21 protein-coding genes are annotated in these 23,191 nt (G+C 61.7%); 13 read left to right on the forward strand and 8 right to left on the reverse strand.

From position 1 onward, the window contains the following. Window positions 1–54 precede the first annotated feature (54 nt). Both kdpB and C8J33_RS13695 read right to left on the reverse strand, forming a co-directional pair. Window positions 55–2,124, reverse strand: a complete 2,070-nt coding sequence (gene kdpB, locus C8J33_RS13690) for a potassium-transporting ATPase subunit KdpB (RefSeq protein ID WP_110807806.1) — start codon at window positions 2,122–2,124, stop codon at window positions 55–57. A 202-nt stretch (window positions 2,125–2,326) separates the two neighbouring features. Beyond that, entirely contained in the window at window positions 2,327–2,416 is a 90-nt protein-coding gene (locus C8J33_RS13695) for a potassium-transporting ATPase subunit F (RefSeq protein WP_092938237.1), read from the reverse strand. Window positions 2,417–2,894: 478 nt separating this feature from the next. On the opposite strand from C8J33_RS13695, the gene C8J33_RS13700 reads away from it, so the two are divergent. The 3 genes from C8J33_RS13700 (at window position 2,895) to C8J33_RS13710 (ending at window position 6,304) form a co-directional block, all read left to right on the forward strand. Further along, window positions 2,895–3,635 carry a carbonic anhydrase gene (locus tag C8J33_RS13700; RefSeq protein WP_110729110.1) on the forward strand — a complete coding sequence of 247 codons (741 nt, stop codon included), beginning with the start codon at window positions 2,895–2,897 and terminating at the stop codon, window positions 3,633–3,635. Window positions 3,636–4,037: 402 nt separating this feature from the next. Then, window positions 4,038–5,924, forward strand: a complete 1,887-nt coding sequence (locus tag C8J33_RS13705; protein ID WP_245507178.1) for a methyl-accepting chemotaxis protein — start codon at window positions 4,038–4,040, stop codon at window positions 5,922–5,924. A gap of 80 nt (window positions 5,925–6,004) precedes the next feature. Then, a complete protein-coding gene (locus C8J33_RS13710) occupies window positions 6,005–6,304 on the forward strand; it encodes a DUF6894 family protein (protein ID WP_132664641.1) in 300 nt (99 codons plus the stop codon). Window positions 6,305–6,421: 117 nt separating this feature from the next. Here the strand turns inward: C8J33_RS13710 and C8J33_RS13715 are convergent, their stop codons facing one another. Then, entirely contained in the window at window positions 6,422–6,619 is a 198-nt protein-coding gene (locus C8J33_RS13715; RefSeq protein WP_132664642.1) for a hypothetical protein, read from the reverse strand. Window positions 6,620–6,635: 16 nt separating this feature from the next. Here C8J33_RS13715 and C8J33_RS13720 point away from each other — a divergent pair, with 16 nt between their 5' ends. The 9 genes from C8J33_RS13720 to C8J33_RS13760 all read left to right on the forward strand — a co-directional run bounded on the left by C8J33_RS13720 (window position 6,636) and on the right by C8J33_RS13760 (window position 17,499). After that, a complete protein-coding gene (locus C8J33_RS13720) occupies window positions 6,636–7,985 on the forward strand; it encodes a hypothetical protein (RefSeq protein WP_165929810.1) in 1,350 nt (449 codons plus the stop codon). A 108-nt stretch (window positions 7,986–8,093) separates the two neighbouring features. Then, a complete protein-coding gene (locus C8J33_RS13725) occupies window positions 8,094–9,260 on the forward strand; it encodes an ABC transporter ATP-binding protein (RefSeq protein ID WP_422038269.1) in 1,167 nt (388 codons plus the stop codon). Between the two features lie 24 nt (window positions 9,261–9,284). After that, window positions 9,285–10,421, forward strand: a complete 1,137-nt coding sequence (locus tag C8J33_RS13730; protein WP_110802064.1) for an extracellular solute-binding protein — start codon at window positions 9,285–9,287, stop codon at window positions 10,419–10,421. A 91-nt stretch (window positions 10,422–10,512) separates the two neighbouring features. Further along, entirely contained in the window at window positions 10,513–11,334 is an 822-nt protein-coding gene (locus C8J33_RS13735) for an ABC transporter permease (protein WP_110802063.1), read from the forward strand. Continuing rightward, a complete protein-coding gene (locus C8J33_RS13740; protein ID WP_110802062.1) occupies window positions 11,331–12,191 on the forward strand; it encodes an ABC transporter permease in 861 nt (286 codons plus the stop codon). The genes C8J33_RS13735 and C8J33_RS13740 overlap by 4 nt, the downstream gene beginning before the upstream one ends. Before the next feature lie 4 nt (window positions 12,192–12,195). After that, a complete protein-coding gene (locus tag C8J33_RS13745) occupies window positions 12,196–13,257 on the forward strand; it encodes a LacI family DNA-binding transcriptional regulator (RefSeq protein WP_110802061.1) in 1,062 nt (353 codons plus the stop codon). A gap of 417 nt (window positions 13,258–13,674) precedes the next feature. Beyond that, window positions 13,675–14,187 (forward strand): molybdopterin-dependent oxidoreductase, encoded by a 513-nt coding sequence (locus tag C8J33_RS13750; RefSeq protein ID WP_132664644.1) that lies wholly within the window; start codon window positions 13,675–13,677, stop codon window positions 14,185–14,187. Beyond that, the gene (locus C8J33_RS13755; protein WP_110802059.1) at window positions 14,184–16,379 is read left to right on the forward strand and encodes an ATP-binding protein; all 2,196 of its coding nucleotides are present in this window, start codon (window positions 14,184–14,186) and stop codon (window positions 16,377–16,379) included. Before C8J33_RS13750 ends, C8J33_RS13755 begins: the two co-directional genes overlap by 4 nt. A 13-nt stretch (window positions 16,380–16,392) precedes the next feature. After that, window positions 16,393–17,499: an HD domain-containing phosphohydrolase gene (locus C8J33_RS13760; RefSeq protein WP_110802058.1), complete on the forward strand. Its 1,107-nt coding sequence runs from the start codon at window positions 16,393–16,395 to the stop codon at window positions 17,497–17,499. 27 nt (window positions 17,500–17,526) lie between these two features. Here C8J33_RS13760 and C8J33_RS13765 read toward each other — a convergent pair whose 3' ends face one another. From C8J33_RS13765 to C8J33_RS13785, 5 genes are all read right to left on the reverse strand, one after another. After that, window positions 17,527–18,288 carry a 2,3-dihydro-2,3-dihydroxybenzoate dehydrogenase gene (locus tag C8J33_RS13765; RefSeq protein WP_422038225.1) on the reverse strand — a complete coding sequence of 254 codons (762 nt, stop codon included), beginning with the start codon at window positions 18,286–18,288 and terminating at the stop codon, window positions 17,527–17,529. Window positions 18,289–18,358: 70 nt separating this feature from the next. Continuing rightward, the gene (locus C8J33_RS27805; RefSeq protein ID WP_110802056.1) at window positions 18,359–18,619 is read right to left on the reverse strand and encodes a phosphopantetheine-binding protein; all 261 of its coding nucleotides are present in this window, start codon (window positions 18,617–18,619) and stop codon (window positions 18,359–18,361) included. Window position 18,620: 1 nt separating this feature from the next. Continuing rightward, complete coding sequence (locus C8J33_RS13775) at window positions 18,621–19,262, reverse strand: isochorismatase family protein (protein ID WP_110802055.1); 642 nt, start codon at window positions 19,260–19,262, stop codon at window positions 18,621–18,623. 2 nt (window positions 19,263–19,264) lie between these two features. Then, on the reverse strand, window positions 19,265–20,878 hold the full coding sequence (locus tag C8J33_RS13780) for a (2,3-dihydroxybenzoyl)adenylate synthase (protein WP_110802054.1): 1,614 nt from the start codon (window positions 20,876–20,878) through the stop codon (window positions 19,265–19,267). Between the two features lie 14 nt (window positions 20,879–20,892). Beyond that, window positions 20,893–22,098, reverse strand: a complete 1,206-nt coding sequence (locus C8J33_RS13785) for an isochorismate synthase (protein WP_110802053.1) — start codon at window positions 22,096–22,098, stop codon at window positions 20,893–20,895. A 270-nt stretch (window positions 22,099–22,368) separates the two neighbouring features. On the opposite strand from C8J33_RS13785, the gene C8J33_RS13790 reads away from it, so the two are divergent. Continuing rightward, window positions 22,369–23,187 (forward strand): ABC transporter ATP-binding protein, encoded by an 819-nt coding sequence (locus C8J33_RS13790; RefSeq protein WP_110802052.1) that lies wholly within the window; start codon window positions 22,369–22,371, stop codon window positions 23,185–23,187. Window positions 23,188–23,191 lie beyond the last annotated feature (4 nt).

Below are 23,191 nucleotides of genomic sequence, written 5' to 3' on the forward strand. Positions count from 1 at the left end.
TCCGAAAAGGATCATGCCGAGGATGAAGGTGAGGATGGTCATGGTCTGCTCCGGTCATGCGAGGTTGAGGGCCGACACGATCATGTCGATGAGCTTGATGCCGACGAAGGGGACAACGAGACCGCCAAGCCCGTAGATCAGCAGGTTGCGACGCAGAAGCGGCCCTGCGCCGATTGGCTTGTAGGCAACGCCCTTTAGTGCCAGCGGAATGAGCGCGATGATGATCAGGGCGTTGAAGATGATCGCCGACAGGATCGCGCTTTGCGGCGTGGCGAGGCCCATGACGTTCAGGGCATCCAGCTGCGGATAGAGCGCGACGAACATCGCCGGGATGATCGCGAAGTATTTGGCCACGTCGTTTGCGATCGAGAACGTCGTCAGCGATCCCCGCGTCATCAGCAGTTGCTTGCCGATCTCCACGATCTCGATGAGCTTGGTCGGGTCGCTGTCGAGATCCACCATGTTGCCCGCTTCGCGCGCGGCGACCGTGCCGGTGTTCATGGCGACGCCGACATCCGCCTGCGCCAGCGCCGGTGCGTCGTTGGTTCCGTCGCCGCACATGGCGACCAGCTTGCCCTTCGCCTGTTCGTCGCGGATCAGCTGCAGCTTGTTCTCCGGCGTCGCCTGCGCCAGAAAATCGTCCACGCCGGCTTCCGCGGCGATGGCTGCGGCCGTCATCGGGTTGTCGCCGGTGATCATGACGGTGCGGATGCCCATGCGGCGGAGCTCCGCGAACCGCTCGCGGATGCCGCCCTTCACGATGTCTTTCAGGTGGATGATGCCGAGCAGTTTTCCGTCCCGGGCAACGGCAAGCGGCGTACCGCCAGCCTTCGAGATGGAATCCGCGATCGCCTGACCTTCCCGAGCGACGGCGTCCGCCGAAGCGTTGCCGCCGGACACGGCGTGATGTTGCAGATATTTCAGAACGGAATCCACCGCGCCCTTGCGGATCGAGCTTCCCTCGAGGTCCACGCCGGACATGCGGCTCTGCGCGGTAAAGGGGACGAATGTCGCGTTGAGGTCCTTCATGTCCCGCGCGCGGATCCCGTATTTCTCCTTCGCCAGCACGACGACGGATCGGCCCTCAGGCGTCTCGTCGGCCAGCGACGCGAGCTGGGATGCGTCGGCGAGATCCTGTTCGGTCACGCCGTTGACGGGGTGGAACTCGGTCGCCTGACGGTTGCCGAGCGTGATCGTTCCCGTCTTGTCGAGCAGCAGCGTATCGATGTCACCCGCTGCCTCCACCGCACGGCCGGACATGGCCAGCACGTTAAAGCGCACCAGACGGTCCATGCCCGCAATGCCGATGGCGGAGAGAAGCGCGCCGATGGTGGTGGGGATGAGCGTGACGAACAGCGCCACGAGCACGACGATCGGTATGGAGCCGCCGGCATAGCTGGCAAAAGCCGGAATGGTCGCCGTCGCCATGACGAAGATAAGCGTCATCGCGGCAAGCAGGATGTTGAGTGCGATCTCGTTCGGCGTCTTCTGGCGCTCCGCACCCTCGACCAACGCGATCATGCGGTCGATGAAGGTGGAGCCGGCGGCTGCGGTGATGCGCACCTTGATCCAGTCGGACAGAACCTGCGTGCCGCCTGTAACGGCCGACCGGTCGCCGCCGGACTCGCGGATGACAGGCGCGGATTCCCCGGTGATCGCCGCTTCGTTGACGGAGGCGATGCCCTCGACGATTTCGCCATCGGAAGGAATGATGTCGCCTGCCTCCACCAGCACGATGTCGTTGACCTTGAGCGACGCGCCGGGGACATCCTTCCACGCGTGGCTGTCGGCGGAGATCAGGAGCTTCGCTTGTGTCTCCGAGCGCGTGCGGCGGAGCGACTCGGCCTGTGCCTTGCCGCGTCCCTCGGCCACGGCTTCTGCGAAATTGGCAAAAAGGACAGTGAACCAGAGCCACAGTATGATCTGGAACGAGAAGCCCAGCCCTTCGGCGCCTGTCGCAAGGTCCTTGAGAAAAAGGACGGTGGTCAGCAGGGAGACGACGGCAACGACGAACATGACCGGGTTCTTGGCCAAGGTTCGCGGGTCGAGTTTCCGAAACGCGCCGCCAATGGCCGGCACGAGGATGCGGGCATCGAGAATGCTTGCGGATGTGGGTTTGCTCATGAGAGACCCCGAGTGATGGTTGGGTGGGAAGGTTGGATCAATGGGACGCGGAAAAGAGGGGGGCCGCTTTCGCCAGCGCGACGACGGCGCCCAGAAGGAGAACCATGCCGACGACGACGTTCGATCCGCGGCAAGACGCGCGAGGGTCGATGCGCGGAAAAACCGCATTTTTTAGAAAGCGAAGCAGGGTCTTCACGGGGCTCTAGAAGCGCTCCGGCCGCCAGAGTGCGTAGGCGAGGTAGGCCGTGACGAAGACGGTCACGCCGCCGCTGAGGATATAGTCGAATGTCATGTCGCACCCGTTTTTCGTGTCGCAACCTTGCCCGGCGTGATTGCCGAAGCCGACCTGACTTTGCGACCGATCTGCGTATGAATTCGAGATGGAAGAAAGGGAGAAGATATAAGGATTCTATGTGAACTCTCGTCCGGGAGAAGTCGCGGACACGATATTCAGACGCTCGCTGGCCGGTACGGAGCCGTCATGACGGTCCCTCATGTCGCGATGACGAGACGTGGGATCGTGTTGCGATGACCGCTTGAATGGAGCCTGTCGGCTGACATTCCCTTTCTAACGGGACATCCTTGCATTCCGGCTTTGCGTACCCAAATACCTGTTGCGGACCGGGCCCCTCTGATCAAGGCAATTGCCTTTATGATGTCGGACCGCATCGAGCGTGCTCGGTGCGATCTTATGGCCCATTCGTAAGCTCCCCAGCCGTGTTCGATGTCTTGAACCTGACGCAAGACGCGTCACTTTGGAGAGTGTTTTTATGTGTAATGTCTCACGCCGCCTTTTCCTGACAGGGACCGCTGCCTCCGCCGCCGTGGCGCTGCCGGCTGTACTTCACGCCCAGGAGGTTGGCACGGCTGCCGTGCCCTTGGCGCCTGCACCCGTCAAGGATGGAAAGTCTACGTTGACGCCGGATGAAGCACTGGATCTTCTGAAGGCGGGCAACGAGGCGTTCCTGCGAAACGAACTGGTGTACCCGAACCGGACCGAGACGCGTCGGCTGGAACTCGCCAAGGGGCAGGCGCCCTTCTGCGCCTATGTTTCCTGCTCCGACAGCCGCGTTCCTCCCGAACTGCTGTTCGGACGAGGCTTGGGAGAGCTGTTCATCATCCGCAACGCCGGCAATACGGTCGATACCGTCGCGATGGGATCGATCGAGTATGCCGTTGCCGAACTCGGCGTGCCTCTCATCGTCGTCATGGGACATGAGAGCTGCGGTGCCGTGAAAGCGGCAATGGCCGTCGTGGAAAGCAATGCTCGCTTTCCCGGGCAGATCGACAATATGATCGAGCCCATCATTCCAGCCGTTCTTGAAGCCCGTGGGCAGACGGGCGACCCGACGGAAAACGCTGTGCGTCAGAACGTTCGCCGTGTCGTGCGCACCTTGCGGGAGGAAAGCGACCCGCTGCTGCTGACGCCCTTGTCCGATGGCCGGGTCAAGGTCGTCGGCGCATACTATCGGCTTGACACCGGCGTCGTTGAATTCTTCGACCAGGCATGAGGTAAGCAAAGAGCGCCGACTGGGTTGACGTCAACAAACCGAAGACGTCAACGGGTCGGTCTCTCCTCATTCGCCCAGCGCGGCCATGAAGCTGATGTCGTCTCCGCTTGGCGGCGGAGAGACCCGTTGCCAATCTGCTTGCGGACTGCGCTCGCATGCATGGCTTCGGCCGTCATTGCCTCAGCCATCGGAGGATGGTTGCCGAAAGCAACGCTTCCATGGGGCGAATAGAAGAGGGGCAGATCGGTTGTATCCTCGGTCTCCAGGCCTTCGCTTTGCTCGTGTGGTTACCCGTCAATTTCGGACATATGATTCGAACTTTACCAAACCGAAAGACCCGTGACCCATAGTGTCAGAAATATCTAACGCAAACTCGTGTGGGTCATTGTGAAAAATCTGAGCGTGTCGCGGAAGCTCTTCGTCTGCTTCAGTAGTATTGTCCTCGTCGTATCGCTTTTCTGCGGACTGGCCTTCTGGTCACTGACCGAGATCAAGAGGGCAACAGCGGAGAACCACGAGACACAGGGCGTGCTGAAGCTCGCGTCCGACATCCTTGCGACCCTCGTCGAGCAGCAGAATGCGATGCGCGGATACGTGGCGAGCACGAATGGTGACTTCCTCGATCGGGTCAAGAAATACGGGGATGCCGTCGGTCCTCTTCTTCAGGAGCTGCAAGACAGGGCTTCCATTGGCGGCTATGCGGATATCGTCAGGCCACTGCCGGAAGCCGTGGCGACGTTCAACCGCGAGATCGAGAGCGCGCTTTCCCTAGCGAAGGACACCTCGACCCTGCAGAGCATGCGGGAAGGCATTGCCAAGACCGCTCGATTGACCAAGATCCGCGAGGTCCTGAAGGGTCTGACGGACCAGGAGCAGGCCGCCTCGCTCGCCCGCAATGAGGCGCTTAGCGCTTCCTTCGCCGTAGGCATGCTGACGCTTCTTGTCGGAGGCCTTTTGACCGTCCTCATCTCGTTCATCGTCGGCATGGTTCTGGCGCGTGGCCTCGGTCGTCCGATCGTCGAGATGACGGACATCATGCGCCAGTTGGCCGGCGGCAAGATCGACCTGACGGTGCCAGCGCAGGATCGCCGTGACGAGATCGGCGCGATGGCGAAGGCCGTCGATGTTTTCAGGGCGAATGCGGCTGCGAATGCACGTCTTGAGGACGAAGCCGAGACGCAACGTACAGAGACCGAGCGGAACCGGCTCCGGCTCGCTGACGAGGAGAAGCGGCGGGCTGCCGAGATGAGCTTCGCCACGGCCGGGCTTGCTCGTGCACTCGATCGATTGGCGCAGGGCGACCTGACGACAGCTCTCGATGAACCTTTCGCACCGGAATTCGAGACGATCCGGACGGACTTCAACAAAGCGGTCGCGCAGCTTGGCCAGACACTGACGGCCGTCTCCCAGGCAACAGCCGCCATGGACAATGGCACCCGCGAGATCAGCGAAAGCACGAACGACCTCTCGAGACGAACGGAGCAGCAGGCCGCCTCGCTGGAGGAAACGGCAGCAGCCCTCGATCAGATCACCGTCAACGTTGCCAATGCTTCCAAGCGCAGCGAAGAGGCGAGAAGCGCGGCTGCAAGCGCGACAGTCAGCGCAGAGCAGTCCGGCCAAGTCGTTGCCAGCACCGTGCACGCCATGGAGCGGATCGAGAAATCCTCCTCGGAAATCTCGAACATTATCGGCGTGATCGATGAGATCGCGTTCCAGACCAACCTTCTGGCGCTGAATGCCGGCGTTGAAGCCGCGCGCGCTGGCGAGGCCGGCAAGGGATTTGCCGTGGTTGCCCAGGAAGTTCGCGAACTGGCACAGCGATCGGCAAAGGCCGCCAAAGAGATCAAGGATCTCATCAGGGCATCCACGGTCGATGTTGCCAACGGCGTGAAACTTGTCAGCGAGACGGGCACGGCGCTGAGAACGATCGAGGGTTATATCGTCAGTGTGAACCAGCATATGAACGCGATCGCGACGTCGCCGCGGGAACAGGCTGCCGGTCTGGCGGAAGTGAACACGGCGGTGAACCAGATGGATCAGGTGACACAGCAGAACGCGGCCATGGTGGAGGAAAGCAGCGCAGCCGGTGCGGCGCTGGCTTCAGAGAGCGCCAAGCTTCGCCAGCTGATCGAGCGATTTGAGCTGCGGACTGGAGCACCGATGTCCGTGGTGTCCGGCCGGGTCGCATCGACACCTGTTTCAATCCTGAAGGCGGCACCTGTGCGCCGAAGCATGTCGGCCGCATCTCACGGAAACGCAGCGTTAAAGGACAGTTGGGAAGAGTTCTAAACCCGGACGCCAAGTCCGTTTGTATCGTGCGCCGATCGGCATTGCAGCGTCATGCGGGTTTCATGTCTGGGCGATAGACATTGCTGTTTATCGGCCTGCGACAGGAGACCTGCACAATGCAGAGATATTTCTTCAACATCCGCGAAAACGGCGTTCTCCAACAGGATGACGAAGGCGTACTCTGCGTCGATGCCGATCAGGCCTGTCATGGCGCGAGCGCGGCCATGCGCGATTTTGCCCGCGATACCGCCGTTGTCGTTGGCGATTGGCCTGTTTCCCTGCTCGTTACCGACGAGCAAGGCACCGTGATCGCCACGATATCGACAGACGATTGCCGCGAGACGCCGGTCGATTGCAAACATCTTTCGTTCTGCCAATGAGGTACACCTGACCGGTCCAACCGGCTGAACGCGTGCGCTTTCGCGCTCTCCCGAGGGTAACCGGCACGTCGCCAGATCCGCGGCAGAGCCGGCGGGGAGGCGCCTGTAGCGCAAGTGTCATGATTGAAGGGTAAGCTCGAAATGACCCCTCAATCGGACATCGAGATCAATCCTCATGGCGACACGACGAATTTCTGCCGTTGCACTGCTGTGCATTCCCTCGTTCCTTATCCAGTTGATGGCGTTTTCGCCGATGGCAGCGGCATCGCCGCTCACGACAGGCGCGGTTTGCACAGGTGCATCGTCATCCTGCAACCGCTGCATTTCCAACGTGGCGGACGCCGTCAACACCTTGCGGGATCATGGCGACCCCATGGGGTTCAGCGTTACCGGCGACCCCGTCGGCAATGCGGCGTCCTACCACCACTGGCAGGGGCTGCAGCGCCTGTCGGGCAACGGCGAGAACTACCTCGTCATCTCCAGATCCGACAACGGCCGGGGAACGGTGCCGTTTTCGCTCGTGCGCATGACGCAGCCGCGTAGCATTGCCGAGCGCTGGCGGTCGAACCGGCTTTCCGCCAGCCCGTACCCGGCCACGGCGCCGACGAATGCCCAGATGGTCGGCGACCAGCCGATGCCGGCCTATCTCTCCAATTATGCGCATTCGGGCGGGCTGCAGTCGAGCGGCAACATCCTTGCTGTCGCGCTCGACGGATCGCTGAGCGGCGGCATGGGACAGGTGCTGTTCTATGACATGTCCGACCTTGCCAACATCACGCTTCTCCCGCCGCGCATCACGACGATGACGGGGGAGGCGGGCTCCGTGTCGTTGACGCAGCTCGGGGACGGAACCTTCCTTGCAGCCACAGCCCGCAACGCAGCCAATACGCTCGAATTCTACCGATCGACGGCGAGCGACCTCGGCCAGTCGGGAACGACATTTTCACTCGTTGGCACCTGGAACGAAAGCGCCTTGCAGACGACGATCGGCGACAGCGAATTCGGCGACTACCAGTCCCTGCACTTCATCACGCAGTGCGACGGCAGTCTTTTCCTCGCAGGCACCCACATGAACACCTCCGTCGTCGTCGGCATCGGAGAGGACTGGCTCGACCTCTTCCGCGTCACTGATGCGAACGGTCAGATCGTGCTGACGAAGGTTGCCAAGAAGCATCTTTATTGTGGCTATCCGTCGCCGAACTACGGAACGGGTGCCAATACGCAATGCAACATGGATGCCGCGGGCGGCGTGTTCGTCGATGCCACGGGCCAGCTCCTCGTCTACGCCTCCGAACACGACAATAGTGGGCCTGGCAACAGCGTGAAGATGATGGAATTCCGCTCGATCTTCCCGGTGCCGCAGCAGAAATGCCTGACCGATATCCAGTATGCCTGGGCTGAACTCTATGACGACTCCGACTTCAGCGATCGCGGACTGATGATCGATTACGCCGACTACACTCTCCGGCGGTACGACAACCTCAAGAACGTCGAGGGCTTCGGAGACAAGACGTCGGCCGTGCGCTGGTGCATTCCCGCGGGCTGGCGCGTCAGGCTCTACGACGATGACGGTTTCCGCGACCGCTACAAGGAATTTACCGGCACTGGAGAGCAGAACCTGAACGCGGTCGGGTTCAACGACAAGACGTCCTCCGTGCGGTTCGTCTACGTCGGGAACTGATGCAGGGCGGGGTCGGGTGCCGGCTTCGCATCGGGCCCCGCTCATCGCAGCCCTGAAACGTCATCAAAGTGTTACGGAACGACCCTATCGTGCACAGCTGTGCAGAGGATCACGTCAGTGCCGAAAACATTTCTCCAGATCGATAATATCAGCGTCAGCTACGGAGCGAACCGTATCCTCGACGGTATCGATCTGCATATCGCCAAGGGTGAATTCGTCGCTCTCCTCGGCTCGTCCGGTTGCGGCAAGACCACGCTGCTGCGGACGATCGCCGGCTTCGCCCAGCCTGATGCCGGCGCCATTCGCGTGGGATCGCGCGATGTCACGACGTTCCCACCGGACAAGCGCGGCATGGCCCTGGTCTTCCAGTCCTACGCGCTCTGGCCGCATATGACGGTTGCCCAGAATATTGGCTATGGTTTGAAGCTGCGCCGTCGCTCTGCCGCCGACATTGCCGGCACCGTTACCGAGATGGAACGCCTGCTTGGACTGACGGGCCTGTCTGCGCGCAAGCCTGCCGAGCTTTCCGGCGGGCAGCGCCAGCGCGTGGCGCTCGGCCGAGCGCTCGCGATCAACCCCGAGATCCTGCTTCTCGACGAGCCGATGTCGAATCTCGATGCGCGGATCCGCCTTCAGGTTCGCCACGAAATCCGCGCCTTGCAGCAGAAGCTCGGCATCACCACGGTCCATGTCACGCACGACCGGGAAGAAGCGATGGTCATGGCGGACCGCATCGTCATTCTGAACGCCGGGCGCATTGCGCAGGAGGGTCGGCCGGAAGCCGTCTACAATCGCCCGCAGACGGCCTTCGTCGCGGCCTTCATGGGCGCGGAGAACCAGCTGATTCTGCCGGGCGGCGCTGATGGCGAGACCATCGCCATAGCCGCCGGCGCGTCGAATGCAGCCTGCCGCGTGCCGAGAGATGGACGCATGCTGTCCACAGGCCATCTCGAGGTGCGGTTCCGGGCGGAGGCCGCCACTCTCGAGGAGCGCTCGCTGGCGGCTGTTCCCAACGGCGAAGGCCTCGTGCTCGCCGGCGATATCGTCGATGTCAGCTACCCCGGCGGCCTCTGGCGCCACACCGTGCGTGTCGGGAGACAGATGATCCAGGTCGATGCACCGCGTGCCTGCGCGCCCGGCACCGTCGTTCACGTCACCGTCGCACCGGACAACCTCTTCCTTTTCGACGCGCCGGCCGGAACCATCCCGGCCGCGCTCCCTCATCCCGCAACGGCCCTGAACGAGGCTCGCGTGCTGGAAGCATCGCCGAATTAACCGACCCTTCACCGGAGCATTTCCATGAAAACGATCCTCAAAGCCGCCCTGCTCGTCAGCTTGGCAGCACCATCGGCCTCGGCCGCAGAACTCACCGTCATGACGGCCGGGGACCAGAACATGGTCGACTACGTCAACGAATATCTCGGGCCGCTGTTCGAAGAGCAGAACCCTGGCAACACCGTGCGCGTGGTCGGAACGGGCCCGGGCGACGCGGGCTCGCAGAAGATCGTCGAGCGTTTCGAGGCACAGTCCAAGGCCGGCACCGCCACATGGGATGCCGATGTCGCCGTGGTACATGAGAAGTTCACCGGCCCGATGGTCAAGGCCGGCTATCTCGAATCCTACCGCTCCAAGATCGACACCGGCGCGCTCGTCACGCGGGCGAATGCCGACATGGCGCTCGGCAGCGATGTCAGCGGCTATGTCATGCCCATGTACAACAGCCAGGCAGCGCTCGCCTACAATCCGGCCCTCGTCGAAAACCCACCGAAGAGCTATCCGGAGATCGTCTCCTGGGCCAAGGAGCATCCCAAGATGTTCGGCTATAACGGCATCAAGGGCGGCGCCTCCGGCGTCAGCTTCGTCATGGGCTGGATCTATGCCTTCGGCGATGGCGATGCGAAGAACCTCATGACCGGCCCGTTCGAGGAGAGCGAGACGCAGAAGTGGGGCCCGGCACTGGCCAGCCTCAAGGACTTCACCAAGAACGCGACATTGACGCCCGGCAATGCCGGCACGCTGGACCTGCTCAGCCGTGGCGAAATCGCCATGGGTCCCGTCTGGGTCGACATGTTCTATTCCTGGCAGGCCAACGGCCAGCTGCCGCCGGACTTCAAGCTCGTGCTGCCGGCGCCCGGCATGCCCGGCCAGCCGATGCATTATGTGATCCCGGCAAAGAGCGCGAACGTGACGCTTGCCGAGAAGTTCGTGCAGCTCGCGACAAGCCCCAAGGTTCAGGCCGACGGCATCGTCACGCGCTTCAACTGGTATCCCGGCATCGACGCGAAATACGTGCAGGCCGAACTCGACAAGAAGACCTGGGACAAGCTCTTCACCGACATCTCGCCCGAGGATATCGCCACCAAGGGCAAGCCGTTCCCGATCGCGCCCTACAACAACGCGATTTTGGAAGCCTACGAGAAGCAGGTCAGCAACTGATCCTGCGCCGTCTCTGAACGCAAAGAGACGGGAGCCGGCCAGAGCCGGCTCCTTCTCCCTCAATGTTCCTATCTCCCATGCCCTGGTTACCATGTCCCACCGACCTTTGAGCCTGCTTCTCGTCGCGCCGGCGCTCGCCGTCATCCTGCTGCTCTTCGTCGTGCCGCTTGTGGCGTCGGTGGTCGGTGCCTTCGAGGTCGGTGACGGTTTCGGGTTCGGCAATTTCGTCAAAGCCACCGAGCTCTATACGCAGGACGCCATCTTCACGGTGGTGATCGTCAGCCTGTCGACCGTGCTCATCGGGCTCTTCTCCATCGCGATTGCAGGATATCTCACCCTTGGGGAAAACCCTCGGACGGTAGCGATCCTTCGCTGGCTCTATCGCTGGCCGATGTTCATTCCGTTCATCGTTACAGGTCAGGTCCTGCGAACGTTTCTTGCCAAGAATGGCCTGTTCAACAACGTCCTCATCAGCCTTGACATTCTCACACCGCTCCAGGCCGAAAGCTTCCTCGATTGGCGCGGCATCGTCATCGCTTTCGTCTGGAAGCAGACGCCGTTCGTCACGTTGCTGCTCGCCGGCGCCATGGCCTCGCTCGATCGCTCGACCATAGAGGCCGCGCGCAATCTCGGCGCGTCACGGCTGCGGATACTGTTCGAGATCGTCGTGCCGCAGGTAGCGACCACGCTGCTCGTTGGACTGATCCTGTCCTTCGTCACGATGATGTCGGTGCTCTCGGTGCCCCTGATGATCAACGCGCAATCCCCCACCATGCTGACGACGGATATCGCGTTCCGCATCAATGCCTATGGCGACTACGGGGTTGCGAACGCGCTCGGCCTCGTTTCGCTGCTCATCACATCGGTCGTCGCCTGGATCTATCTTCGTCACGGCGTGAGGAAAAGTCTATGAGCACCACCGCGAAAGCCCAGTCGTCACCACGCTCCGCACCGAGGCGCCTGCGGAAGATCGATCTCTGGTGGCTGCCGCGCGCGCTTGTGCTGGGCCTGCTCGCCTTCGTGATCTTCGGTCCTTTGACCAACCTCGTCCTGTGGACAGTTGCAGAACGCTGGTATTTCCCGAACGCTCTGCCGATGCGCTACGGCTTCAGTTTTTGGGCCCGGGTATTCTCGCCCCGCGGCAATGCCATGGAAGCGCTTGGCAACAGCGTGCTCGTCGCCATGCTGACGGTGATCCTGGCGCTGGCGCTGGCCATTCCCGCAGGCTTTGCGCTCGCCCGTCTCAAGCTGCCGTTTCGGGGTCTCATCCTGCTCGCGTTCCTTCTGCCGCAGGCCTTTCCAAACCTGCCGGTCTACGTCAACATCGCCCGCGTCTTCTACCAGCTCGGCCTCAACGGAACCATTCTCGGCGTCGTTCTCGTCCACATGACGCACGGGCTGGTCTTTGCCGTGTGGATCGCGACGGCCGCGTTTTCCGCTGTCGACGTCGAGCTGGAACAGGCCGCCCGTTCGGTCGGCGCGTCCGCCATCCGCACGTTCCGCGACATCACCCTACCGCTCGCCATGCCGGGGCTGATGGCAAGCGCGATCTTCGTCTTTCTGGAATCGCTCGACGAATTCACCGGCAGCTATTTCGTCGGCGCACCCGACATCAACATGCTGCCTTTGCTGCTCTACACCGCGAGCGGCGGTGGCAACTACCAGATCGCCTCCATCACGGCGCTCGTTCTGCTCGTGCCCTCGATCGGCTTCATGCTGGTGGTCGAGCGCTTCCTGAAGTCCGACGTCTTGTCGAAGGTGGGGCACTGATCCCATGCGCCCGTCCAAGCCGTCGCAGACACAGGACTTTGTCAGTGCCCAGCATGTGGCAAAGCTTGCCGGCGTCTCGCGGTCGGCCGTGTCGCGCGCATTCACCCCAGGGGCAAGCATCGCAGAAGAGACGCGGCGCAAGGTGATGGCGGCGGCGGAGACGCTGGGATATCAGGTCAACGACCTCGCTCGCGGCCTGCTTGCCAACAAAAGCCGCCTCGTCGGACTGGTGGCGACCAAGCCGGAACTCGGCTTCCGCACCCATCTCGCCGCCGCCCTGACCAAGGCGCTGATCGCGCGCGGTAGCATCCCCCTGATGATCAATACCGGGCAGACCGATGCGGAACTGCTGGCCGCCCAGCGCGCTTTGTTCGGCCATCGGGCGGAGGCGACGATCATCCTCTCGGGCTCCCCGCCCGCGTCCTTCGTCGATCTCGCGCGCCGTAACGGCCAGCCGCTGGTGGTCATCGGCCGCTCCGAGCCCGATGCTGATCATGTCGAGATCGACAACGGGTCCGCAGCACGGCAGGCGGCGGCGCTCTTCGTCGCTCGCGGGTTTACGCGTCTCGGCCTTGCCGGCTCGCGATCGGCCACGCCCAGCGTCGTCGAACGGGAAAAGGCCTTCTGCGCGGAAGCCCGGCGTCTTGGCGCGCATGTTCTGGCGGTGCGTGGTGGCGACTCCGATTACGCAGGCGGGCGGGATGCCGGTCGCCAGCTTCTGGACGCACCGGAAAGACCACAGGGCATCTTCTGTATCAACGACCTCCTTGCCCTCGGGGTCATCGACCACGCCCAGCGCGAAGCCGGGCTTCATGTCCCTCAAGACCTCTCCGTCATCGGCTTCGACGATCTGCCGGAAGCCGGCTGGCTCAGCTATGGCCTGACAACCTTCCGGCAGGACCCGACCGAGATGGCCGACACTGCGGTGGCGCTCATCGACCGTCGCCAGTCCGAGCCACACCACCCGCCAGTCCGCGTCCGGATCGCAGCACCGCTTGTCGTTCGCCACAGTTTCGTCCCACATACGTCGTTTCCAAGCGAGAACGAGCAGGACAGCGTCCGTTGAATGTCCTGATCTTCCCCGTTTCGTGCAGCCGCGGCGACGATCCTGAAAGCGGGTCGGCGGGCCGCCGTTTTGGACTGGCCAGCGGCCGTAATAACGGGTTGTTGAAATGGGAAATACGACCTGTACGGGCATTAAGGTGCGGTCTCGATCGAAACCGAAGGTATCCATAAAAATCGTCCCGGGATCATCCACGGCAACGGCGACCTGACGTAACGTTCACTCTGCCTTAAACAGTTTCACCCTATAAATCGGGTGCCTGAAATCAGATGTTCGACGTGATGTTTTGTTGGGACCGCATCTGTCATTCCCACCGAAGCGGACGAAGTCTGTGCGCCCGGGAACGTCGATCCCTCTCGGGACCAACGCGTTCGTGCCGATGGTAAGGCCTTCACGAAACCGCTTCCTCATGGAGCCTTGATGACGACCCGGATCTCCCTGCTTGCTCTTCTTTTAACGGCGGCCTCGACGCTTCTCCCCGTCTCCGCACGCGCGCTCGACGTGCCGAAAGGTGATGTCATTCTGACCATCACGGGTCGCCTCGATCATCCCAATGCGGATGGCAAGGCGCAGTTCGACCTGCCGATGCTGGAGGCGCTGGCTGGACGTTCGGGCGAGATGGAAACATTCTGGACAGAGGGCAGGCTGACGTTTTCGGGTCCGCTCCTGCGTTCTGTTCTGACGGCTGCCGGGGCGCATGGCACCAAGGTCAAGCTGACGGCCCTGAACGACTATTCTGCCGAGCTGCCGATGGAAGATGCGACGGACCTCGACACGATGCTGGCCACACGAATGAACGGCGCGGTGATGTCAGTTCGGGACAAGGGACCGCTCTTTCTGATCTATCCGTTCGACGAGAAACCCGAGCTTATGAACGAGAAGTACTTCTCTCGCTCGGTCTGGCAGATCCGGGACATCGAGGTCACCGAGTGATCGACCTGGATCCGGGCAGCGGCGACATCATGCAGCGGGCGAGCAAGGCGACCGTCGTGCTGCAGATCTTTGCCGTCCTGCTCCTGGTCGCACTGGTCATCCTTTTCATCGATATTTCCCGGAAATACTCCGCTCTGCAGGATGGTATTCGCGAGAATGCCCTGTGGTCTGTCTATCAGCTGGATCGCGAGGCGCGACGGCTGCACGAAACGCTCCACGTGATGATCGTGGAGAAGGATTTTTCTGCTGCCCGCGTGAAGGCGCTGAGCACCCGCTACGACATTCTCTATTCCCGGATGAGCATTCTCGATAAGGCATCCTTCGATCAGAAATTCAGGGCGAATGCCACGATCGGTGGGCTGCTCACGGAGATCCGGCAGGGTGTTCTCGATCGGGAAGAGGTTTTCAACGCCCTTGCGGCCGGTCGTTCTGTCTCTCCCGCCGTTCTCGAAGATGTCGTTCGCAGCTTCGACCTGCTCATCAAAGACACCGAACAGCTTTTGCTCTATTCCAATACCACCGTCAGCACCGGTCGCGCCGATGCGCGTGATGAAGTGCTCTGGTTGCAGGCGAAATCGGCAGGCCTCGTGATCCTTCTGGTGTGCTGCATGGTCTTCCTGATCGTCACGCTCCGGCGGCAGCTGAAGACAGTGCGGCTGGCAGGGCTGAGCCTCGAACGCGCAACGAGCCGGCTGAAAGACGCCTATCTCGATGCGGAGGCCGGCAATCGCGCGAAATCACAGTTCATGGCGACCATGGGTCATGAAATCCGCACGCCGCTGAATGCCATCCTCGGTACGGCGGAACTCCTGCAGCTTTCACCACTCCCACCCACGGTCGCCTCCGGCGTGCAGACGATCCGCCGTTCCGGCGAGTCACTCCTCGAACTGATCAACGAGATCCTCGACTTTGCGAAAATCGAGCATGGAACGCTGACCATCGAGGAGAGAGCCGTCGATGTCGCTGCCGTTGTTGCGGCCGCAGTCGATATCCTTCGCGATCGCGTCACCGAGCACGGCAACCGCTTCGTCCTGGAGATGCCGTCGGCGCTTCCGGCAGCGTTCATTGCCACGGATCCGACCCGCCTGAGGCAAGTTCTTCTCAATCTGTTGAGCAACGCGATCAAGTTCACGAGCGAAGGCGTCGTGACGCTCAGGGTCATTCCAGCCGTTTCGGCTGGACAGCCGGCTTTGCGATTTGAGATCAAGGACACGGGCATCGGTATCGACCAGGCGGGTCTCGAGCGTCTGTTCAGGCCGTTTTCGCAGGTGGATGCATCGATCAGCCGGAACTACGGCGGAACAGGGCTTGGCCTGACCATCTGCAAGCAGATCGTGGAAGCGATGAATGGCACGATCGGCGTCGAAAGCCGGAAAGGCGAAGGCAGCACGTTCTGGTTCGAGATCCCGGCACCCGCCGCAGGACCTGCCCTCATCGATGCCCAGGCTCTCGCACGCGACACGCACGAAAGCCTGCCGTCGTTGCGCATTCTCCTCGTCGAGGACAATGCCGTCAACCAGCAGGTGGCTGCGGGTTTTCTCGCACATCTCGGCCAGACGGTCGTCATCGCAAGCAACGGGTTGGAGGCCGTGGAACGGGCAGGCGCGCAGCCGTTCGACCTGATCCTCATGGACATGCAGATGCCGAAGCTCGATGGCATCGAAGCGACACGCCGTATCCGCGCGTCCGCTGGGTTCTGCAGCCAGACGCCGATCATTGCCATGACGGCCAATGCGTCCGATGACGACAGGCTCTCCTGTCAGCAGGCCGGCATGACCGGCTTCCAGTCGAAGCCCGTGACGATGCGCCAGCTGCGATTGGTCATCGCCGCGGTCGACATGCCCGAGGACGTGCAGGCTCCCGCGGCGGCGCCATTGTGTGCGGACGATGCCTTCGAACTGCGGCGGACGGAAATCGTCGATGCTCTCGGGCCCGAGGCCTTCGATGAGCTGCTGGACAGCTTCTTCGATGATGCCACCAGCCTGCTTGCCGACCTGCATATGACGCTCGCCACGGAGGGCACCCGTGACGCAGATCGCCTCCTGCATACGCTGAAGGGCGCTGCAAGCAGCATGGGCTTGCAGAAGGTCGCCGATCACTCCGAAAACCTGCGGCAGGGCACGCTGTCGAAGACGCTTTTGAACGAACTCGAAATGACCGTCGCCGGATACCGGCGCCACATTGCCGCGTAGGAGACGAACGAGCATGCGCATCCTGCTGGTGGACGACAACCGGACCACCCTTTCCATTCTGACGCGCCTCGTCGAGCGTGTTCCCGATTGTATCGCCATTCCCTTTCTCAAGCCGGATGACGTTCTGGCCTGTGCTGCCGAACTCGAATTCGATATTGCCGTCATCGACTTCCAGATGCCGGTCTATAGCGGCGTGGAGCTTCTCACCGAGCTCATCCGTTTCGAGCGTCATGCCGAGAAGCTGTTCGTGATCGTGACGGCCGACACCGATGCCGCGACGCGGATGGCGGCCCTCAATGCGGGCGCGATCGACTTCCTGACGAAGCCCGTCAACCCGTTGGAATTTCAGGCTCGCATGCGCAACCTGATGGCATTGGCAGATGCACGCAGGAAGCTTTCCGACAGGGCGGAATGGCTTCGCGCCGAGGTGGAAAGTGCCGTGGCGGAACTGCGCGCGCGAGAGGAGGAGATCATCGACCGGCTGACGATCGCCGCCGCGTACAAGGATCTCGACACCGCCCGCCATACACGACGTGTCGGCGCGTATTCCGAGGCCATTGCACGCGCTTATGGCCTGTCTTCACGCGCCTGCTCGGACATAAGGCTTGCATCCCCCATGCACGACATCGGCAAGGTGGCGATACCGGATGCCGTTCTCCTGAAAACGGGAAAGCTCACCGAAGATGAGTTCGTGATCATGCGAAAGCACACGGTTGTCGGCTGCGACATTCTGAAAGAATCCAAGTCCGGCCTGCTGCAGCTCGCAGCCGAAATTGCCGGTAGCCACCACGAGCGCTGGGACGGGCAGGGGTATCCATATGGAATCGCCGGAGAGGCCATTCCCCTCTCCGGTCGCATCGTGGCGATTGCCGACAATTTTGACGCGCTGACGACGGCACGACCCTACAAGGAGGCCTGGACCGTCGAGCGGGCTGTCGAGCACATAAGACAGCAGGCCGGGGCGCAGTTCGATCCCCTTTGCGTTGCCGCTTTCGACGCAGCGCTCCCGACGATCCTGACAATCCGGGACGAGGACCTCGCTGCGGCCCTGGCCGAGCTTCAGGTGGCGCCGTCGGTCGGATCCGGTTTCTTTCGGTCCGAAACGCTCCTCAGAGCGTGAAGCATGAAACCGGGTCGTCGCCGGCGATTATCCGCGCAGCGTCGCTCCTCCGTCCACATAGAGATCAGCCATCGTGATATGGCTTGCCCGGTCCGAGAGCAGAAAAACGACGGAATTGGCGATATCGTCGGGTGTGGCGAGCTTGCCCAGCGGGATGCCGGTCTTGAACGCTGGTAGGGAGCCTTGAATGACGCGGTCCTCCCCCGACGGATCCGTCCACATGCCGGTTTGCATGGGGGTCAGCGTCGAGCCGGGTGCCACGATGTTGCAGCGGATGCCGTAAGGCGCAAGCTCCAGCCCTAGGCAGCGGGTGAACATGGTGGATGCGGCCTTGGAGGCGGCATAGGCGGCCATATTCTGGCGTGGAATACCCGCGGCATTGGACGCGACCGTCACGATACTGCCTTTGCGCCGGGTCATCATATGCCGGGCCAGCGCCCGCGAGACGTGAAAAACGCCGGTGGTGTTGACGGCAAAGACCCGCTCCCACTCGTCATCTGCGGTTTCGACGATCGGCTTGGTGGATAAAACGCCGGCCACGTTGACACCGAAATCGATCCTCCCGTGGGTGTCGATCGTTTGCCGGATACGGTGATCGACCTCCCGGCTGCTGCGCACGTCGAGCTCGGCAACATGGAGATTGTCGTGCACCAGAGACCTGAGGCCGCCCAGTGCGACGTCGGTCGCCACGACATTTGCGCCTTCATCCAGCAGAAGCCTGGTGACGGCAAGTCCGATGCCGCTACCCGCCCCCGTCACAAAGGCGACGGTGTTTTCAAACCCGGTCATCCGCATTTCACTTTCCTTCCTGTCTTTGCCGCGCCGGATCTCGAAAAGGGGCAGTCATTCGTCGAAATTTTCATGGGTTTCGACGATCCGCCGTCGCGCCGATCGTGCGTTCGGCAACGCCCCACCAGCTGATCAGTGTCGGAGATGCCGCCAGCTCGGAAAACGGCAGGACGTTTCCGCGCTCCTGCCACAAGAGCAGGAGGTTCATCGCCCGCATCGAATCGAGGCCGAGATCCATCAGATTGTCGTCATCGCCGATCTCGTCCGGGTCGACGTAGATCATCGTGGCGATGTCGCGGCGCATTTGCTCCATGTCGAAATCGGTCGTCATCTTATCGTCCTTCGATTTTTGCGAGCAATGTCGACAATGCCAAGGGAATACCGGTGGTTTTTGCCAGATAGGCCAAAGCCATATCGTGATTGTCCCGGGAGAAATCAGCCACCGCATCGGCCACGAGAAAGGGCTTGATATCGCGCTGGAACGCCTCGGCGGCTGTCAGCAGGCAGCCGATATGCGCGTAGATCCCGCAGATGATGATCTGGTCGCGTCCACGCACACGCATGCGGTGTTCGAGATTGCTGCGCTGAAAAGCGCTGTAGCGGTGCTTGACCAGAACCGTATCGTCCTCGTCCGGCGCGAGAGTGGCGGTGATCTGCTGATGGTCCGGCGCAGCCGTCATGCCCGGACCCCAGAGATCGGCCTGCAAACCACGATCCCGCCGATCCTGATTGCCATTCTGGGCCGTGTAATAGACCGGTATCCCCGCCGATTTGCACGCCGATTTGAGACGTCGGATATTGTCGATCACCGGCGCGATCGGCGACGTATTCGGCTCGAAAGCGTTGATGAAATAGCTCTGCATGTCATGGATCAGCAGGGCGGCGCGACCGGGTTCGAAATCCCACGACGCCCGTGCAGCCGGTATGTCGGCCGCCGCCGGCAGTGCATAAGGCTGGATTTTCGGTAGTCCCATCGTCAAAGCTCCGCAGTTTTCAGAAATTGTTCGCGCAGTCTTTGGCGCAGAAATTTGCGGCTGGTCTTGCCGACGGCCGTCGTCTCGAAAGCTTCGACGAACACGATCTGGTCCGGCACCTTGAACTCGGCAAGGCCGCGCGATCTGACGAAGGCCTTCAACGCCGCGCCCTTGGGCTTTTCGCCTGTCGGAATGACAAAGGCGCAGCTGCGCTCGCCCAGATAGGCGTCGGGGATGGAAACGACCGCGGCATCGAACACCGATGCATGCGCCAGAAGGTGATCCTCGATCTCCTCGGCAGAGATTTTTTCGCCCGACCGGTTGATGTGGTCGCCGGTTCGTCCGCACACCGTGAGATAACCACCCGGTGATCTGAAAACGATATCGCCCGTGCGGTAATAGCCGTCATCCGTGAAAGACCGCGCATTGGCAGGATCGTCGTTGTGATAGGCATTGATCGTGTAAGGTCCGCGCGTCAGAAGCATGCCCGGCTCGCCGTCTCTCACCGGGTTGCCCAGATCATCGACGATCAGCACCTCGTCGTCGGGGCTGATCGCACGGCCTTGCGTGTTGATGACGACATCGTCGGGATCGTCCAGCCGGGTGTAGTTCACCAGACCTTCCGCCATGCCGAACACCTGCTGCAGCGTGCAGCCCAATGCCGTTTTCACACGGGCAGCCGCTTCCGGTATGAATTTGGCCCCGCCGACCTGCAGAACCTTAAGGCTTGAAATATCCCGTTGTGTCGTTGCCGCTGCCTGCATCCACAAGAGGGCCAGCGGGGGGACAAGGCCGGTGATGGTCACGCGTTCCTGTTCGATCATGGCAAAGGCCACGTCCGCGGCCGGTGAGGGGCACAGGACGACCCGGCTGCCGGCATAGAGCGCGCCAAAGACACCCGGCGAGCTCATCGGAAAATTGTGGGCAACCGGCAGCGCCGCCATGTAGACGCTGGTTTCGTCAAGGCCGCATATTTCGGCACTGGCGCGGAAGCTGTAGATATAGTCGTCGTGCGTGCGGGGGATGAGCTTCGACAGTCCGGTGCTGCCTCCGGATATCTGGAGGAACGCAACGTCCGTGGACTGTACGCTGGCCGGCAGGCCTACCAGCGCACTAGGCGTCTCCGCTGCTTCGCGCACGTCATCAACGACGACGACATGGTGGAGGCCGGGAGATTGCTTCTGCAGCTCCGCCGCCAGCCCGCGATAATCGAAGCCGTCATGCGTTGCGGTGATGACATAGGCACTGGCTTCGGATTTCTCGGCGAAATGAAGAATTTCCGTCAACCGGTGCGCCGGCAATGTGAAAACGGGAATGAGACCGGCCCGGAACAGACCGAAGACCACGGACAGGAATTCCGGAATGTTGGGCAACTGAACGATGACCCGGTCCCCCGGCAGGAGCCCCAGGCCAAGGAATGTCGCCGCATAGTGTTGCGCCTTTCGGACCAGATCCGCATAGGTCCAGCGCTCCAGTCCACCGACGACCGCGATATGATCCGGGATCTCCGCTGCCCGCTGGTCCAGAAAGCCGGACATCGTCTCCCCGCGCCAGTAGCCTGCATCCCGGTATCGCGCAGCGCGCTCCTCCGGCCATTCTTGCTTCAGTTCCAGCATGATGGTAGGTTCCCTTAAATTCCGGACCGGTCGCGGTCGATGCCGAAGGCATCGAGCATTGCTCGAAATTTGGCGGCGGTTTCCGCGATCTCGCCTTGTGGTGTCGAGCCGGGAACCACCCCTGCGCCGGCATAAAGCCGGGCCTTCGCGCCTTCGACTTCCGCGCAGCGGATGGAGACAAACCAGCGGCCGTCGCCGGCAGAATCGCACCAGCCCACGGCGCCGGCATAAAAATCGCGATCGTAGGTTTCCAGTTCGCCGATCTTGCTGTGTGCGGCTGCGCGCGGCACGCCGCAGACGGCGGGCGTCGGATGCAGAAGCGAGACAAAATGCTCCGACGAGGCCGATGCGTCCTTCAGCCGGCCGACGATTTTCGTGCCGAGATGCCACATGCTGGCCGTCGCTCGCAGCGCCATTCCCTCTGGGGCCGAGAGTTCGAAGCAATAGGGCGTCAACAGGTCCATGATGGATTCGACCACCATCGCATGTTCGCGACGATCCTTATCCGACGCCCACAGGGAATCCGCGGAGCGGCGGTCCTCCACATCGTCTGCGTAACGCTTGGCGGATCCGGCCAGCGGATGCGAAGCGATGTGGTTTCCGCGTTTTTCGACCAGCAGTTCCGGCGTTGCGCCGACGAGCATGGCCCCTCCCGTCTCCTGCCGGCGAAGAGGGGTGGCGAACACCGTAATACTTTCGTCAAGCGCGAGCTTGCTCATCAGATCGGCGATGGAGAAATCCCGGCTCGCAAAGACTTTCAAGCTGCGCGAGAGGACGATTTTCTGCAAACCGCCCTGCGATGCCGCCATGGCTTCAAGGCCGGCCAGAACGCTCTTTCCAAAGACATCCGGTGCCGGATCCGCGCTCACGGACAGAATGCGGTTCGGCTCCCCGGTGGAGCGGCTTGCTCCAAAGCCCGGCACGTGTCCGAGATTGTGCTTGCCCTGAACACGCATCACCCGCGTCGGTTGGAACAGAAATGCCGATCGGGCGGGATCGAAAGGCAGTGCGCCGACCAGAATATCCGGACCGTCCTGATGCTGCCGGAAAAACCGGGCGGTCCGATCGCTCAAGGTCGAGAGAGGGCCCTCTTCCAGAACGGCATTCTGCCCGAGGGAAAAGAACGTCTCTCCCGATGTCTTGAGAATGTAGAAGGGCTTTTTTGCGTTTGCGCTCTGAGGTGGCGTATTCCTATCGAGCCGAGCCAGCGACGTTGCCATTTTTCGTACTCCATTCCTAAGGTTTTCGGCTGGTTTGGTTCGGTCCCCATTCGCGGCTGGCTGCAGATAACATGATAAAATTTGTCATATTATCGTGTACAAGACCGGAAGAGACCGAAGCAATCAGGACGAAGTTTGTAAAAAGATGACGACGATTTCAGTTGAAGACCTGACGGTAGAGTGCCTGTCCAAAAGGTCTTTTCGCCTCCGTTTGTCGAAGCTGGACGGCCGGGAAAGACCGGATGTCCGATCGGTGGGGAGCGACGCCCGATGACCGCGCCGTTTTCGTCCGCAGGCGATCTCGCCGGCTCCGATCTCTCGCTGGGTTATGGCAAGCATCTTATTTCCCGCAATCTCGATGTGGTTGTTCCCACAGGCGGTTTCACCGCGATCATCGGCCCGAACGGCTGCGGAAAATCGACCCTTCTGCGGGCACTGAGCCGACTGTTGGTGCCGTCGAACGGTCATGTCTTTCTCGATGGCAAGGACATTCACACATATCCGGCCCGCGAGGTTGCCAAGCGGCTCGGGCTCTTGCCGCAGAGTGCCGTTGCCCCGGCCGGCATCAATGTTTCCGATCTCGTTTCGCGCGGCCGCTACCCGCACCAGACGCTGTTGCGCCAGTGGAGCCGTGCCGACGCCGACGCCGTCGAACGCGCGATGGAGATGACGGCCACGCTCGATCTTGCCGCCCGCAGCGTCGACGAACTGTCCGGCGGTCAGCGGCAGCGCGTCTGGGTGGCGATGGCGCTCGCGCAGGAAACGCCCCTGCTGCTGCTCGATGAACCGACGACCTTTCTGGACATCACGCACCAGATCGATCTGATGGATCTTTTTCGAGATCTCAACCGCAACAGTGGCCGCACGCTGGTTGCCGTGTTGCATGATCTCAACCAGGCCTGCCGCTACGCCAGCCACCTGATCGCCATGCGTGATGGACGCATTGTCGCCGAAGGTGCTCCCAAGGAAATTGTCACCGCGGAATTGGTCGAACGGGTTTTCGATCTCTCCGCGATGATCATCGAAGATCCCGTCAGCGGTACACCGCTGGTCATTCCGCGTCGGCGCGTTCCAAGCGTCGTGGAATAGGTCG

The sequence above is a fragment of the Rhizobium sp. PP-CC-3G-465 genome (assembly GCF_004343445.1).
GTDB lineage: Bacteria > Pseudomonadota > Alphaproteobacteria > Rhizobiales > Rhizobiaceae > Ferranicluibacter > Ferranicluibacter rubi.

Excerpts from the sequence above, each read along its gene's own strand:
- C8J33_RS27805 (WP_110802056.1), bottom strand. The coding sequence starts at position 18,619 with ATGACGACCGATTTCGACATGGAGCAAATGCGCCGCGACATCGCCACG.
- C8J33_RS13740 (WP_110802062.1), top strand. The coding sequence starts at position 11,331 with ATGAGCACCACCGCGAAAGCCCAGTCGTCACCACGCTCCGCACCGAGG.
- kdpB (WP_110807806.1), bottom strand. The coding sequence starts at position 2,124 with ATGAGCAAACCCACATCCGCAAGCATTCTCGATGCCCGCATCCTCGTG.
- C8J33_RS13775 (WP_110802055.1), bottom strand. The coding sequence starts at position 19,262 with ATGGGACTACCGAAAATCCAGCCTTATGCACTGCCGGCGGCGGCCGAC.
- C8J33_RS13700 (WP_110729110.1), top strand. The coding sequence starts at position 2,895 with ATGTGTAATGTCTCACGCCGCCTTTTCCTGACAGGGACCGCTGCCTCC.
- C8J33_RS13750 (WP_132664644.1), top strand. The coding sequence starts at position 13,675 with ATGACGACCCGGATCTCCCTGCTTGCTCTTCTTTTAACGGCGGCCTCG.
- C8J33_RS13735 (WP_110802063.1), top strand. The coding sequence starts at position 10,513 with ATGTCCCACCGACCTTTGAGCCTGCTTCTCGTCGCGCCGGCGCTCGCC.
- C8J33_RS13695 (WP_092938237.1), bottom strand. The coding sequence starts at position 2,416 with ATGACATTCGACTATATCCTCAGCGGCGGCGTGACCGTCTTCGTCACG.
- C8J33_RS13765 (WP_422038225.1), bottom strand. The coding sequence starts at position 18,288 with ATGACCGGGTTTGAAAACACCGTCGCCTTTGTGACGGGGGCGGGTAGC.
- C8J33_RS13760 (WP_110802058.1), top strand. The coding sequence starts at position 16,393 with ATGCGCATCCTGCTGGTGGACGACAACCGGACCACCCTTTCCATTCTG.
- C8J33_RS13785 (WP_110802053.1), bottom strand. The coding sequence starts at position 22,098 with ATGGCAACGTCGCTGGCTCGGCTCGATAGGAATACGCCACCTCAGAGC.
- C8J33_RS13780 (WP_110802054.1), bottom strand. The coding sequence starts at position 20,878 with ATGCTGGAACTGAAGCAAGAATGGCCGGAGGAGCGCGCTGCGCGATAC.
- C8J33_RS13745 (WP_110802061.1), top strand. The coding sequence starts at position 12,196 with ATGCGCCCGTCCAAGCCGTCGCAGACACAGGACTTTGTCAGTGCCCAG.
- C8J33_RS13730 (WP_110802064.1), top strand. The coding sequence starts at position 9,285 with ATGAAAACGATCCTCAAAGCCGCCCTGCTCGTCAGCTTGGCAGCACCA.
- C8J33_RS13790 (WP_110802052.1), top strand. The coding sequence starts at position 22,369 with ATGACCGCGCCGTTTTCGTCCGCAGGCGATCTCGCCGGCTCCGATCTC.